General features: G+C 59.5%; 14 protein-coding genes. 9 read left to right on the top strand and 5 right to left on the bottom strand.

The window, feature by feature from the left end:
* Positions 1–5: 5 nt before the first annotated feature.
* Genes rsmI through gshB form a run of 3 tightly spaced genes read left to right on the top strand, consistent with a single transcriptional unit; the run spans position 6 to position 2,232 of the window.
* Positions 6–863, top strand: coding sequence for a 16S rRNA (cytidine(1402)-2'-O)-methyltransferase (gene rsmI, locus AC2FH8_RS06655; RefSeq protein ID WP_142635562.1), 858 nt, complete (start codon positions 6–8; stop codon positions 861–863).
* Position 864: 1 nt separating this feature from the next.
* A complete protein-coding gene (locus AC2FH8_RS06650; RefSeq protein ID WP_142635564.1) occupies positions 865–1,239 on the top strand; it encodes a YraN family protein in 375 nt (124 codons plus the stop codon).
* 60 nt (positions 1,240–1,299) lie between these two features.
* Positions 1,300–2,232: a glutathione synthase gene (gshB, locus tag AC2FH8_RS06645; RefSeq protein ID WP_142635566.1), complete on the top strand. Its 933-nt coding sequence runs from the start codon at positions 1,300–1,302 to the stop codon at positions 2,230–2,232.
* Here gshB and AC2FH8_RS06640 read toward each other — a convergent pair.
* From AC2FH8_RS06640 to cobU, 4 genes are read right to left on the bottom strand one after another with little or no spacing between them, the layout of a single operon-like run.
* Positions 2,229–3,740: a YifB family Mg chelatase-like AAA ATPase gene (locus AC2FH8_RS06640; protein WP_282021625.1), complete on the bottom strand. Its 1,512-nt coding sequence runs from the start codon at positions 3,738–3,740 to the stop codon at positions 2,229–2,231. The two genes, gshB and AC2FH8_RS06640, sit on opposite strands and share 4 nt — an antisense overlap.
* 45 nt (positions 3,741–3,785) lie before the next feature.
* The gene (locus tag AC2FH8_RS06635) at positions 3,786–4,670 is read right to left on the bottom strand and encodes a glutathione S-transferase (protein ID WP_142635570.1); all 885 of its coding nucleotides are present in this window, start codon (positions 4,668–4,670) and stop codon (positions 3,786–3,788) included.
* A gap of 58 nt (positions 4,671–4,728) precedes the next feature.
* Entirely contained in the window at positions 4,729–5,307 is a 579-nt protein-coding gene (locus AC2FH8_RS06630; protein WP_496688947.1) for a histidine phosphatase family protein, read from the bottom strand.
* On the bottom strand, positions 5,304–5,825 hold the full coding sequence (gene cobU / locus AC2FH8_RS06625) for a bifunctional adenosylcobinamide kinase/adenosylcobinamide-phosphate guanylyltransferase (RefSeq protein ID WP_496688945.1): 522 nt from the start codon (positions 5,823–5,825) through the stop codon (positions 5,304–5,306). The genes AC2FH8_RS06630 and cobU overlap by 4 nt, the downstream gene beginning before the upstream one ends.
* Positions 5,826–5,925: 100 nt before the next feature.
* Here cobU and AC2FH8_RS06620 point away from each other — a divergent pair, with 100 nt between their 5' ends.
* From AC2FH8_RS06620 to AC2FH8_RS06595, 6 genes are all read left to right on the top strand, one after another.
* Positions 5,926–6,804: an RNA polymerase factor sigma-32 gene (locus tag AC2FH8_RS06620; RefSeq protein WP_281972522.1), complete on the top strand. Its 879-nt coding sequence runs from the start codon at positions 5,926–5,928 to the stop codon at positions 6,802–6,804.
* Positions 6,801–7,616: a ChaN family lipoprotein gene (locus tag AC2FH8_RS06615; RefSeq protein ID WP_496688943.1), complete on the top strand. Its 816-nt coding sequence runs from the start codon at positions 6,801–6,803 to the stop codon at positions 7,614–7,616. Before AC2FH8_RS06620 ends, AC2FH8_RS06615 begins: the two co-directional genes overlap by 4 nt.
* Positions 7,617–7,679: 63 nt before the next feature.
* Positions 7,680–8,876 (top strand): bifunctional phosphopantothenoylcysteine decarboxylase/phosphopantothenate--cysteine ligase CoaBC, encoded by a 1,197-nt coding sequence (coaBC, locus tag AC2FH8_RS06610; protein ID WP_496688941.1) that lies wholly within the window; start codon positions 7,680–7,682, stop codon positions 8,874–8,876.
* 15 nt (positions 8,877–8,891) lie between these two features.
* Positions 8,892–9,347, top strand: a complete 456-nt coding sequence (dut, locus tag AC2FH8_RS06605; protein ID WP_496688939.1) for a dUTP diphosphatase — start codon at positions 8,892–8,894, stop codon at positions 9,345–9,347.
* Positions 9,347–10,390, top strand: a complete 1,044-nt coding sequence (locus tag AC2FH8_RS06600) for a HesA/MoeB/ThiF family protein (RefSeq protein WP_281972520.1) — start codon at positions 9,347–9,349, stop codon at positions 10,388–10,390. The genes dut and AC2FH8_RS06600 overlap by 1 nt, the downstream gene beginning before the upstream one ends.
* Before the next feature lie 58 nt (positions 10,391–10,448).
* Positions 10,449–12,464 carry a M3 family metallopeptidase gene (locus tag AC2FH8_RS06595; RefSeq protein ID WP_496688937.1) on the top strand — a complete coding sequence of 672 codons (2,016 nt, stop codon included), beginning with the start codon at positions 10,449–10,451 and terminating at the stop codon, positions 12,462–12,464.
* Here AC2FH8_RS06595 and AC2FH8_RS06590 read toward each other — a convergent pair.
* Positions 12,461–13,393: a 2-hydroxyacid dehydrogenase gene (locus AC2FH8_RS06590; protein ID WP_281995379.1), complete on the bottom strand. Its 933-nt coding sequence runs from the start codon at positions 13,391–13,393 to the stop codon at positions 12,461–12,463. The genes AC2FH8_RS06595 and AC2FH8_RS06590 overlap by 4 nt on opposite strands.
* Positions 13,394–13,402: the final 9 nt, after the last annotated feature.

The raw sequence follows: 13,402 nt of genomic DNA, 5'->3' as shown, positions 1-13,402 counted from the left end.
CAGCTTTGAATTTTCAAAAAGTCAAATTGGGCACGGGCCTGTATTTTGTTGCCACTCCGATCGGGGCGGCACGCGACATTACGCTCAGGGCGCTAGACGTGTTGGCGTCGGCGGACATGATTGCCGCCGAAGACACGCGCAGCCTGCGTCGGTTGATGGAGATTCACGGCGTTCCTCTCGAGGGGCGCCGCATCCTTGCCTATCACGATCACAGCGGTGCAGGCGCCCGCGGCAAAATCCTGGACGCGCTGAAAGAGGGGAAATCAGTGGCTTATGCGTCCGAGGCCGGGATGCCGTTGATCGCGGACCCGGGCTATGACCTGGGGCGGCAGGCGGCCGAGGCGGGGCAAATGGTGACCTGCGCGCCGGGCCCCTCCGCCGCGCTGATGGCGCTGACGCTGGCTGGTTTGCCGACGGATGCCTTCTTCTTTGCCGGGTTTTTGCCCAATGCCTCAGGCGCGCGCCGGACGCGGATCGAGACGCTGCGAGATGTGCCTGGGACGTTGGTATTTTATGAATCTCCGAAACGTGTGGCGTCCTGTCTGTCGGATCTGGCCGAGGTTCTAGGGGAAAACAGGCAGGCCGCGATGTGCCGCGAATTAACCAAGAAATTCGAAGAAGTTCGGCGCGGGTCGCTGGCAGAGCTGGCAGAAGAATTGGCGAGTCAGACGGTCAAAGGCGAAATTGTTCTGCTGGTAGACCGTGGCGCTTCGGAAACTGTTAACGATTCAGACATAGAAGAGGCTTTGATACGCGCCCTGGAAACTCATTCAGTACGCGATGCGGCGGATTTGGTGTCGCAGATGTATAAACTGCCGCGTCGACCGATCTATCAGAAGGCGCTGAAACTCGGGAAAGGGTAAGATGACCTCACGCAGCACTGTCCGAAGTTCGGTTTCTTATCATGCGGGTCAGGCGGCGGAACAGCAGGTTGCGGCAGATTACGAGCGGCGGGGATATTCCATAGCACATCGCCGTTGGCGCGGGGCAGGGGGCGAGATTGATCTGATCGTCCGCAACGGCGATGGATTGGTTTTCGTCGAGGTCAAGAAAAGCACAAGCTTTGAGATGGCTGCTGCCCGGATCAAACGGCGCCAGATGGACCGTATCTGTGCCTCGGCTGCCCAATTTCTGGAAGGGGAACCCAACGGCCAGCTGACAAATGTTCGGTTTGATGCGGCTTTGGTGGATGCGTTCGGCGCGGTGCAAATCATCGAAAACGCCTTTGATCAGGTCTGACCCCATTGAACCCCCGGCCTGGCTGGGCCATGTATCTGGCGTGAAACTGAGGGACACGCCATGAAAATTGCCTTTCAGATGGACCCGATCGGGGCCGTGGATATCAATGCCGACAGCTCATTCCGTCTGGCCGAAGAGGCACAGGCGCGCAGGCATACGCTGTTCTTCTACAGCCCTGACAAACTGGCTTATCAGGAGGGCCGGATCACGGCCCGCGGCCACGATATGACGGTGCAGCGCGTGGCTGGAAACCCGGCAGAATTGGGGCCCGAGCGCGAGGTTGATCTGGCCGAGTTCGACGTGGTCTGGCTGCGTCAGGATCCCCCGTTTGACATGCACTATATCACTTCCACCCACCTGCTGGACCGGCTTAAGGGACAGGCGCTGGTGGTAAATGATCCATTCTGGGTTCGGAACTATCCCGAAAAACTCCTGGTGCTGGATTTCCCTGATCTGACGCCACCGACAACCATCGCCCGCGATCTGCAGACGATTAAGGCGTTCAAAGAAAAGCACGGCGATATTATCCTGAAACCGCTTTATGGAAATGGCGGTGCGGGGGTGTTCCGGTTGGATGGCAACGACCGGAACCTGACATCTTTGCACGAATTGTTCACCGGGTTTTCGCGCGAACCTCTGATCGTTCAGAAATTCCTGCCCGATGTCAGCAATGGCGACAAACGGGTCATTCTGGTGGACGGTCAGGCTGTGGGTGCAATCAACCGTGTTCCCGCCAAAGGTGAAACACGATCCAACATGCATGTGGGGGGACGGCCCGAAAAGGTTGGTCTGACGGATCGCGATCTTGAGATTTGCGCAGCCATTGGACCTTTGTTGAAGGAAAAAGGGCAGGTTTTTGTTGGTATCGATGTAATCGGCGATTACCTGACCGAGATCAACGTGACTTCGCCAACCGGAATTCAGGAATTGGAACGGTTTGATGGCGTGAACATCGCAGAAAAGATTTGGCAGGCCATCGAAGCCAGGCTTTAAGATGCAATATTGGCGCTGATGCGAAAGCTCAGCGCCTCGGCCACATGGGGTCTTCGGACATCTGATGCGCCGTCCAGATCGGCGATGGTGCGCGCGACCCGCAAGATGCGGTGAAAGGCGCGCGCTGACAAACCAAATTTCTCGGCCGCTTTCAACAGCAGCTCTTTTCCTTCGGCATCCGGCGCGGCGATTTCTTCCAGCACATTGCCCTCAACATCCGCATTCTGGCGCGCGGACGTTCCAGTGTATCTTTGCGCTTGAACCGCACGCGTCTGCTCGACACGCGCGGCAACCGTGGCCGAACTGTCCCCGGATGGAGGCAGGTCAAGGTCGGTGAACCCGACCGGAGGCACCTCGATCCTCAGGTCGAACCGATCTATCAGCGGGCCTGATATGCGCCCCAGATAATCCTCGCCGCAGACCGGCGCACGCGAGCAGGCCCGCGCCGGATCTGTCAGGTAGCCGCATTTGCAGGGGTTGGCGGCGGCAACCAGCATAAAGCGGCAGGGATATTTCACATGCGCATTGGCACGTGCAATCATGACTTCTCCGGTTTCGATGGGTTGGCGCAGGGTTTCCAGAACGGTTCGTGGGAATTCGGGAAATTCATCCATGAACAAAACCCCGTTATGGGCCAATGAGATTTCTCCTGGTTTGGCTCCTTTCCCTCCACCAACAATGGCCGCCATCGATGCCGTATGATGCGGCTCGCGAAATGGTCTGGTGCGGCTGATGCCGCCTTCGTCAAGCAGGCCGCACAGGGATTGGATCATCGAGGTTTCAAGCGCCTCGGTCGGTGTCAGCGGCGGCAATATCCCCGGCAGGCGCGCGGCCAGCATGGATTTCCCGGACCCCGGCGTGCCGATCATCATCAGGTGGTGCCGCCCTGCGGCGGCAATCTCCAACGCGCGTTTCGCCCGCTCCTGCCCTTTGACATCGCGCAGGTCGCGGGTGCTGGGGGAAAGGTTGACCTCGCCGGGCAGGGCAGCGGGCAAAGGGGCTTGGCCCGAGAAGTGGCGGACAACATCGCCCAAAGATTCAGCGCCGATCACCTGAGTAGCGTCAACCCAAGCCGCCTCGGCGCTGGAGGCCCGAGGGCACAGCAGGGTTCGGTCCTCGGCCGCGGCGGTCATCGCGGCAGGAAGCGCCCCGACAACAGGCACAAGAGACCCGTCCAGTGACAATTCCCCCAGTGAAACGGCCCCTTCAGCCGCGTCCTTGGGAATGATTTCCAGGGCTGACAGCAGAGCCACCGCAATGGGCAGGTCGAAATGGCTGCCTTCTTTGGGCAGGTCAGCGGGGGATAGGTTGATGGTGATACGCTTTGACGGCAGGGCAATGGCCATCGAGCTTAGCGCGCTTCGGACGCGATCGCGGGCCTCTGAAACTGCTTTGTCGGGCAGGCCGACGATGGAAAAGGCAGGCAACCCCGGTGAAACCGCGCATTGCACCTCGACCGGGCGGGCGTCGACACCTTGAAAGGCGACTGTATGAGAACGAGCGACCATGAACGACCTGCTTGGTTAACAGGTCGTTACTGGCACGCCGCCGGTTTAGGAATCGTTAACGGCGCTGACCATCTGAGTGAATTTCGGCCATGCCTCCGGATCGGCGAGGGTTTTGTCGCGGCAGAACCGATTGCAGAATCCCCAGCGCTGACCGTCCAGGTCCAGAAAATCTGTGACGGGCTCTCCGGAATAGGGGCAGGTCTGGTTGACCGAGGGACCGCTCTGGGCGGCCACAGCAGACGATGCCCCGCCGATTGGCCAGGGATCCGATTGAAGGTCCAGCGAATACGGGAAAGGGTCGTACTGGACTGTCAGACCCATCGCACGCCACTGCCTGACAACCGGATCCGACAGGAGGGTCAGGCAATAGTCCCGGTTGGCGTCCGAAACAGGTAGCCCATAACCGATGATCCGCGCGGCAACGGGCGTGTAAAACACATCCACCAAAGAATATGTACCGAACAAAGGGCCGGTGTTCGCCCCAGACACTTGGCGCGCATGATCCCAAAGGGTTTCGATCCGGCGCAGGTCAGCAAGCGTTTCGGCCGCCGGTTCGAAACCCTTCCAACTATGAAGCAGCTGCATCGCGCATTCCCCGCGGAGGGCTGAAAACCCGGCCACCATCTCGGTGCAAAGCCACCGTGCAGTGGCGCGGGCAGCCGCGTCAGAGGGCCACAATCCGACCTGTGGGTGGCGCTCAGCCAAGGTCTCGGCCATGGCAAGGCTTTCACCAACCACAGTTCCGTCTGGCAGGCGCAGAGCAGGCACCAGACGCGCCGGGAACAGGGGTTTCATATCCTCGGCCATAGTGCCTGAATAAAGGCCGATCATGTGGTTTCGATAGGGCAGGTCGAACTTTTCCAGCATCAACCAACCACGCAAGGACCAACTGGAAAACAGGCGGTCTCCGATAAACAAATCATAGGTCATGGGTCTAGGATGACTCAAGCTATTCAATCCGTAAAACAGAGATTTGTGCGCGGCCTGATCACGGGCAGTGATTGATCCGACCGACCGACCAACCGTCGCCGTGATGAGTAATCTCAGTCACGGAAAGATTGTCGATCCGGTGGCCGAAAGCCTCTTGCGCGTCCACATCCATGGCACGCTGGACCTGTGTCAGGATGACGCCGAAATGGGCAACAATGATCAGGTCCTGGCCGGTGTGATCGCCAATCAACCTGTCAATAACCGCGTTGACGCGGGCTCGGACTTCATTCCAGCTTTCGCCGTTTGGCGGGCGAACTTCACCGGGATTGTCCCAGTAGGCGAAGGTTAGTTCGGGGTCTTCGGCCTCGATTTCCTCGAACCCGCGCAATTCCCAACTGCCAAAATTGATCTCTCGCAGGTCGGGGTGGTGGGGCAGGCGGTGCCGGGTGCCCTGTACCGCCGAAGCCGTGTCAACGGCACGGCACAGGTCGGATGAGATCAACAACCCGTTGGCCGGCAAGTAGCTTTTTAGCCGGCCAATGGCGGCGTGGTCGCTTAGGTCAGCAGGCAGATTGGACCAGCCGACCATGGTTTTGGCATGGGTCGGACCGTGCCTGACTAGATGCAGACGCGTCATGGCAGTTGCCCTTTCAACACCACAGGAAGCCCGGCGGTGACCTGAACCACCAGATCAGCCTGCGCGGCGAGCGCGATGTTCAGGCGGCCTTGCGCCTCGCGGAATTGGCGAGACAGGGCGTTGCCCGGGACGATCCCGTGGCCAACCTCGTTCGAGACGATGACGACCGGGGCAGGACAGTCTCGTAACGCATCAATCAGTGCTGTCTGGGCCTGCTGCAGGTCGTGTTCCGCCAGCAGGTGATTGGTTAGCCACATGGTAGCACAATCTATCAGACAGATCTGATCCGGGGTCAGCTCGGCCAGCGTTGCGCCAAGGTCCAGGGGGGTCTCGATCGTTTCCCAACCGCTGCCGCGCTGTGAAACATGGCGCTTAACCTTATCGCGCATCTCATCATCAAACACTTGTGATGTAGCCAGATAAACGCGGCTTTTCCGTGATAAAACAACAAGTTGCTCGGCGAATGCCGACTTGCCTGAGGCTGCTCCGCCCAGCACAAAGGTTAAATCCGAACCCACGATCATTACCTTTTAAGTGATCCACCTGGTGTTGTTCTGCGTATCGACCATGGGTCGGCAAGGCAAGCCCGGGCCGCGCCAGCGAAAAAGGGAGATTTCCATGGCACTGGACAGCGCAAACGATTTCTCGATGTCGCGCAGGGCGATGAAGGCCGAGTTACTGGATGCAGAAACCGAGTTGAAGCTGGCCTATGCCTGGCGCGACCAGCGCGATGAAAAGGCGCTGCACCGGTTAATCACTGCCTATATGCGACTGGCAATTTCGATGGCGGCCAAGTTCAAACGTTATGGCGCGCCGATGAACGATCTGATCCAAGAGGCCGGATTGGGTCTGATGAAGGCCGCTGACAAATTTGACCCGGATCGCGGGGTTCGGTTCTCGACCTATGCCGTCTGGTGGATCAAGGCGAGTATCCAGGACTATGTAATGCGAAACTGGTCAATGGTTCGGACCGGGTCCACCTCTGCCCAGAAATCCCTGTTTTTCAACATGCGTCGCGTCCAGGCCCGGCTTGAACGCGAAGCGGCCACTGATGGAATGGCGCTGGACCGTCACCAGTTGCACCAGATGATAGCAGCCGAGATCGGTGTTCCGTTGCGCGACGTTGAGATGATGCAAGGCCGGCTGGCAGGGTCGGATTTCTCGTTGAACGCTGTGCAATCTACGGATGAAGACGGGCGCGAATGGATCGACGCGTTAGAGGATGACCGGGCACAGGCCGCTGAAACCGTTGAAAACAAGCACGACACCGAACAGTTGCGCGAATGGTTGGTGATGGCGATGCAGGCCCTCAACGACCGAGAGCGCTTCATCGTGCGTGAACGCAAGCTGCGCGAACCGGTGCGCACACTGGAAAGTCTGGGTCAGGAACTGGGCCTGTCGAAAGAGAGGGTGCGTCAGCTTGAAGCCGCGGCTTTTGTAAAAATGCGTAAGAACCTTGAAGCTCAATCGCGCGAGGTGCAACACTTCATCGCATGAAACAGATTGCGATTCTGATGTGTACGCTGATGGTTATGGCTGGGTCCGGTCATGCCGATGACCTGATCCCTGACGATGTCGCGGCAGCGATGCGAATGGCAGACGTTGTTTTGCTGGGCGAAACCCATGACAATCCCCGCCATCATCTGGTTCAGGAACAGGCGATTACATTGATCGACCCCTCCGCTGTAGTCTGGGAAATGGTCACCGAGGAAGGCGCGCAGCGCCTGGCGCAAAAAGCGGCGTCCGATCCCGAAGAACTGTCACGCATTCTGCGTTGGGCGGAATCCGGCTGGCCCCCTCTCAGCCTGTATTACCCGATCTTTCAGGCCACGGATGCGCCGGTCTATGGCGCAATGGTCCCGCGTAAGGCAGCGCGTACAGCGATGGAACGTGGCGCTGCAACTGCGCTAGGCGCTGACGCAGCGCGATTTGGGTTGACCGTACCTCTGTCAAAGGCGGAACAGGCGGCGCGCGAGGCTGACCAGATGGCGGCGCATTGCGATGCGCTGCCGGAAAGCGCTCTGCCGCAGCTGGTTGCGATCCAAAGGTTGCGCGATGCGGTGCTGGCACGGGCCATATTGCGTGCCGTTGACGAAACCGGTGGCCCGGTTGCAGTTATCACCGGAAATGGCCACGCACGAAAGGACCGCGGTATTCCGACATTCCTGTCGCGTCTGCGTCCGGGTCTTAAAGTGTATGTCCTGGGTCAGTCTGAAGACGGTACGATCCAAGGGGACTATGATGCAGTCATCGACAGCCCGACCGCGGACCGAGAAGACCCCTGCCTGGCCTTTCAACCGCAGAATTAACCGCTGGAACTGTCGGGCGCGCTTGCCTAATGTCGGGGCCGACCGAGACGGGAAGGGCACAACATGCTGGCATCGAAACGGATTCTGCTGATCATTGGTGGCGGTATTGCTGCCTATAAGTCACTGGATCTGATCCGGCGACTGAAGGAACGCGACGCCGCCGTTACGCCGGTCCTGACCCGCGCAGCAGAAGAATTCGTGACACCTCTGTCTGTTGCCGCGCTGGCCGGCGAGAAGGCCTATCGCGATCTGTTCGATCTGACCGATGAGGCCGAGATGGGGCATATCCAGCTGTCCCGATCTGCGGATCTTGTCGTAGTCGCTCCGGCGACTGCGGATTTAATGGGCAAAATGGCAGGTGGGTTGGCGAATGATCTGGCCTCGACCCTATTGATGGCGACTGACACACCGGTTCTGTGTGCGCCTGCGATGAATGTCCGTATGTGGGATCACCCGGCGATGCGTCGTAATTTTGAACAGTTGCAGGCGGACGGCATTCGTTTTGTCGGGCCGAACGAAGGCGACATGGCCTGTGGCGAATTTGGTCCGGGCCGCATGTCGGAACCGCTTGAGATCGTCGCCGCGGTTGAGGCATCGCTGGGCGGCGGACCGCTCAGCGGTAAACGCATTCTTGTGACCTCGGGTCCCACGCACGAGCCGATTGACCCGGTCCGCTATATCGCGAACCGCTCATCCGGGGCGCAGGGCACGGCGATTGCACGTGCTCTGTCTGCGTTGGGTGCAGAGGTTGTGTTTGTAACCGGACCTGCCGAGGTTCCTGCACCCGATGGGGTCGAGGTTGTGCGGGTTGAAACAGCCCAGCAGATGTCAGACGCGGTGGATTCAGCCTTGCCTGTCGATGCCGGGGTATTTGCCGCCGCCGTGGCGGATTGGCGGGTGGCCAGCGCGTCGGACCGCAAGCTGAAAAAGACACGCGACGGTCTTCCGGCGCTGGATTTTGCTGAAAACCCGGACATTCTGAAGCGGGTCGCCAAGCTGGACGATGGACGCCCCGCGCTAGTTGTTGGCTTTGCCGCGGAAACGGACAATGTGATCGAACATGCGACCGCCAAACGCGACCGCAAAGGGTGCGACTGGATCATTGCGAATGATGTCAGCCCGGGGACCGGGATCATGGGGGGGGCCGAAAACGCGGTGATCCTGATTTCCGACGATGGGGCCGAGGAATGGCCACGCATGGGCAAAGACGCAGTGGCCGAAAAACTGGCACGCAAGATTTCCGACGCGTTGGCCGGTTAGACAAGAGGATATCCGATGGTAGCAATTCGTGTGATCCGTGAGGACGGGGCCGACCCTTCGGTGCCCTTGCCATCTTATGAAACCACCGGAGCGGCAGGTGCGGATGTGCGTGCAAACTTGCCGGACAAGACGCCGGTCACGCTGCTGCCCGGTCAACGGGCTCTGGTTCCCACCGGACTGCGGATTGAAATCCCAAATGGGTATGAGGTGCAGGTCCGGCCCCGCTCGGGCCTTGCGCTGAAATACGGGATCACGCTGCCCAATACGCCGGGTACGATCGACAGCGACTATCGCGGCCCTCTGGGGGTGATCCTGTTGAACGCTGGGCAGGAGAGCTTTGAAATCACACATGGGGAACGTATCGCCCAACTGGTCGTCGCCCCGGTGGTGCAGGCGTCATTTGAGGCCACGGATACGCTCAGCGATACTGACCGCGGTGCAGGCGGGTTCGGTTCGACCGGGCGCGGCTGATGTTACTTGTCCTGATCATCGCCGCAGCGCTTTGGGGGCTCGGCTATCTGGCCGGCGTGTCACGCAATGCACGGATGATTTCGGTTGGGGTGTTGTTGCTGGGGGTAATCTCGGCACAGCTGGTTTTGCCCCTTGGTAACCCCCTGCGTCAGGCCACGGGTGGTTCTGCTGCGACCTGGTTGATTTTGGTTGGTACGGCGGTTCTGGTTCTGATCTATGGAAAGGGACTGAAAGCGCTGCGAAAACGCGCGGCGCCGGCCTCGAACAAGGAGCCAGCCATGCCCTCAGACAAATTCTCCGAGACCGAGCTTGACCGCTATGCCCGCCATATCGTGTTGCGCGAAATTGGTGGGCCAGGGCAGAAAAAGATGAAGCAGGCCCGCGTGCTTGTGATCGGCGCCGGGGGGCTTGGGGCGCCCGCTTTGCAGTATCTGGCTGCGGCCGGGGTCGGCACGATCGGGGTGATTGATGATGATGAGGTTGAGAACGCCAATCTTCAGCGTCAGGTGATCCACCAGGATGCGGATATCGGCATGCCCAAGGTTTTTTCGGCCCAGCAGGCCATGCTGGCGCAAAACCCGAATGTGGTTGTTCTGCCCTATCACCGCCGACTGACCGAAGAGGTCGCCACCGAGCTATTTTCCGATTTTGACGTCATCCTGGACGGAACTGATAATTTCGACACGCGCTATTTGGCCAATCGCACGGCGGTCGCGTTGGGCAAGCCGCTGATTTCGGGGGCTCTGTCGCAATGGGAAGGCCAGCTCAGCGTTTTCGACCCGGCCAACGATGCGCCTTGTTATCAGTGCATTTTCCCCGAGGCTCCGGCTCCAGGTCTGGCCCCGTCCTGCGCCGAGGCTGGGGTGATCGGCCCCTTGCCTGGCGTCGTCGGTTCGATGATGGCTGTTGAGGCGATCAAGGTGATCACCGGGGCGGGTCTGGCACTCAGGGGTGAGATGCTGATTTACGACGCTCTCTATGGCGAAAGCCGCAAGATTACACTGCCTCGCCGTGCAGATTGCCCCGTTTGTGGCAAAGGATAACCCCCTGCTCTGGATCGAACGCGCCGTCGTTCTTAGGTAGGGGACAAAGGAGACTTCAATGAACAACCCGATTCTGTCCGCCTGGACCAGCGCGTTCGAAATTGCGCCGTTCGACAAGATTTCCGACACGGATTTCGCCCCGGCCCTGGACGCGGCCATGCAGGCCCATAACGCTGAGATTGGCGCGATTGCCTCTAACCCGGAGGCCCCGACTTTTGCCAACACGGTCGAAGCGCTGGAAGCTGCAGGAGAGATGATGGACAAGGTTCTGTCGGTATTCTTCACGGTCGCGGGCGCAGACAGCAATCCCTTGCGTGAGGAGTTGCAGCGCGAATTTTCACCCAAGCTGGCCGCGCATTTCTCGGGGATTTCGTCCAACAAGGCGTTGTTTCAGCGGGTCGCCGACCTGTGGGCGCGCAAGGATGAACTGGGCCTGACGGATGAGCAGGCACGCGTTCTGATGCTGTCGCATCGCGGGTTTGTGCGCGCTGGTGCGGCGCTTGAGGGAAACGAAGACACGCGGATGCAAGAGATCAAAGCGCGGCTTGCCTCGCTGGGGACGTCCTTCACCCAGAACCTTCTTGCCGATGAGCGCGATTGGTTCATGGAATTGTCCGAAGATGACCTACAGGGGCTTCCTGGTTTTGTGGTCAATTCTGCCCGGGCAGCGGGTGAGGAAAAGGGTGCAAAAGGACCGGTTGTCACCCTGTCCCGGTCACTGATCGTACCGTTTCTGCAGTTTTCACCGCGCCGGGATTTGCGCCAGAAAGCCTATCGCGCATGGACTGCCCGGGGGGCAAATGGCGGCGAGACTGACAACCGGGAAATTGCCGCCGAAATCCTGCAGTTGCGTCAGGAACGTGCAAAGCTGCTGGGCTATGAAAGCTTTGCCGATTTCAAACTGGAAACCGAAATGGCCCGCACGCCCGACCGCGTCCGTGATCTGCTGATGCAGGTTTGGGAGCCTGCCAAAACGCGCGCCAATGCTGATGCCGAAATCCTGACGCAGATGATGCAGAATGATGGGGTCAATGGGCCCTTGGAAGCGTGGGACTGGCGTTACTACGCCGAGAAACGCCGCAAGGCTGAACACGATCTCGATGAGGCGGCGCTGAAACCGTACCTGCAGTTGGATCGCATGATCGAGGCCTCTTTTGCCTGCGCGAACCGTTTGTTCGGGCTGGAATTCAAGCGGTTGGACATACCGCTGTACCATCCGGACTGCCGGGCCTGGGAGGTGACACGGAACGGGCAACATATCGCGGTGTTCATTGGGGATTACTTTGCACGCGGCTCCAAACGGTCAGGCGCTTGGTGCAGCGCGATGCGCGGGCAGGCAAAGTTTCCCAAGGTGCAGGCTCCGGTCGTGATCAACGTCTGTAATTTCGCCAAGGGTGATCCGGCGCTGCTGTCTTATGACGACGCTCGGACTTTGTTCCATGAATTCGGCCATGCGTTGCACCAGATGCTGTCGAACGTGACCTATGAAAGCATCTCGGGCACCTCCGTTGCGCGCGACTTTGTCGAGCTGCCCAGCCAGCTATACGAACACTGGCTTGAAGTCCCAGAGGTTCTGGCCGAATTCGCCACTCATGCCGAAACCGGCGCGCCGATGCCGCAGGAGATGCTAAAGAAAGTGCTCAAGGCCGCCAATTTCGATCAGGGGTTCCAGACTGTAGAATATGTGGCCTCGGCGCTGGTTGATCTGGCCTTTCATGAGGGCGCAGCGCCCGACGAGCCGATGGCGAGACAGGCAGAAGTTCTGGCGGATCTGGGAATGCCCGCGGCAATCGGGATGCGCCATGCCACGCCGCATTTTGCGCATGTGTTTGCTGGTGACGGCTATAGCGCTGGCTATTACAGCTATATGTGGTCCGAGGTCATGGATGCTGACGCCTTCGCCGCGTTCGAAGAGGCGGGGGGCGCCTTTGATTCCGAACGCGCAAAAGCGCTTGAGGAAAATATCCTGTCCACCGGCGGTTCCCGCGAAGCCGAAGAACTATATCTGGCCTTCCGCGGTCGTTTGCCGGGGGTTGAGGCCCTGCTGAAGGGGCGCGGCCTTATCGCAGCCTAATATCCCAATTCGCGGTCAACGAGGTGCAGGAAAGGCTCGCCCGCCTCACCTCTGCGAATATTTTCACAGATCACCTGCGCCGATGTAACGGGGCGGGTTTCAGAGGCAATGTGAGGCGTCACCGTGACGTTTGGATGCGTCCAATACGGGTGGCTCGCAGGTAGCGGCTCGACCCGGAAAACATCCAGCGTTGCGTGACCGATCTGGCCCGTATCCAGAGCTGCCAGCAAGGCGTGATCGTCGATCAGCGGTCCTCGGCCCGGGTTGATGATATGCGCACCCTTAGGCATCAGCGACAGGGTTTCGGCGTTCAGTGTGTTTTCCGTGGCAGGCGTATCGGGCAGCAATAAAACCGCGATCTCGGCCTGTGTCAGTGCCGCACGCAACCCATCCTCACCGTGAAAGCAGGTGACCCCGGGGATGGCCTTGGCCGAGCGGCTCCAGCCGGTAACGTTGAAATTCAGTGTCGACAGCGCGCGGGCTGCGGCCTCTCCCAATGCGCCAAGGCCCAGGATGCAGACGGTTCTGTCCGAGGCCAGCGGTGGTGGATCTGGGGCCCAAACCCCATCCTGAACCGTGATGTGCCGGTCCATACCCAGATGATAGCGCAGCACGTGACCGACGACCCATTCGGTCATTCCCTGCGTCAACCCGTGGTCCACCATTCGCGCCAGCGGCACAGTCAGAGTGTCATTCTCGACGATGCTTTCGATCCCAGCCCATAGGCTGAGCACGGCTTTGAGGCGGGTGTAAGGTGCAAAATCCCGTAAGCCGCTATTGGGCGCATAGACGACGTAATCCACCTGATCTGGTTCAAACGTGGTGCCTAGCTGAAACACGACCCCGGCATTAGTCAGGTACTGTGTCATCAAGGGTTGATACACGGGCCATAGTTCGGGGCGTGCCGAGAACAGGATGTTTGCAGTCATAACGGGCCT

The sequence above is a fragment of the Ruegeria sp. CDSC025 genome, assembly GCF_059610805.1.
Note: the sequence above shows the minus strand (reverse complement) of the source record. Positions and strands in the feature narration are given on the sequence as shown.

What these genes read in the sequence shown, in the direction of transcription:
- AC2FH8_RS06650 (WP_142635564.1), top strand. Translation starts at nt 865, where the DNA reads ATGACCTCACGCAGCACTGTCCGAAGTTCGGTTTCTTATCATGCGGGT.
- gshB (WP_142635566.1), top strand. Translation starts at nt 1,300, where the DNA reads ATGAAAATTGCCTTTCAGATGGACCCGATCGGGGCCGTGGATATCAAT.
- AC2FH8_RS06640 (WP_282021625.1), bottom strand. Translation starts at nt 3,740, where the DNA reads ATGGTCGCTCGTTCTCATACAGTCGCCTTTCAAGGTGTCGACGCCCGC.
- AC2FH8_RS06635 (WP_142635570.1), bottom strand. Translation starts at nt 4,670, where the DNA reads ATGACCTATGATTTGTTTATCGGAGACCGCCTGTTTTCCAGTTGGTCC.
- AC2FH8_RS06630 (WP_496688947.1), bottom strand. Translation starts at nt 5,307, where the DNA reads ATGACGCGTCTGCATCTAGTCAGGCACGGTCCGACCCATGCCAAAACC.
- AC2FH8_RS06620 (WP_281972522.1), top strand. Translation starts at nt 5,926, where the DNA reads ATGGCACTGGACAGCGCAAACGATTTCTCGATGTCGCGCAGGGCGATG.
- AC2FH8_RS06615 (WP_496688943.1), top strand. Translation starts at nt 6,801, where the DNA reads ATGAAACAGATTGCGATTCTGATGTGTACGCTGATGGTTATGGCTGGG.
- coaBC (WP_496688941.1), top strand. Translation starts at nt 7,680, where the DNA reads ATGCTGGCATCGAAACGGATTCTGCTGATCATTGGTGGCGGTATTGCT.
- dut (WP_496688939.1), top strand. Translation starts at nt 8,892, where the DNA reads ATGGTAGCAATTCGTGTGATCCGTGAGGACGGGGCCGACCCTTCGGTG.
- AC2FH8_RS06600 (WP_281972520.1), top strand. Translation starts at nt 9,347, where the DNA reads ATGTTACTTGTCCTGATCATCGCCGCAGCGCTTTGGGGGCTCGGCTAT.
- AC2FH8_RS06595 (WP_496688937.1), top strand. Translation starts at nt 10,449, where the DNA reads ATGAACAACCCGATTCTGTCCGCCTGGACCAGCGCGTTCGAAATTGCG.
- AC2FH8_RS06590 (WP_281995379.1), bottom strand. Translation starts at nt 13,393, where the DNA reads ATGACTGCAAACATCCTGTTCTCGGCACGCCCCGAACTATGGCCCGTG.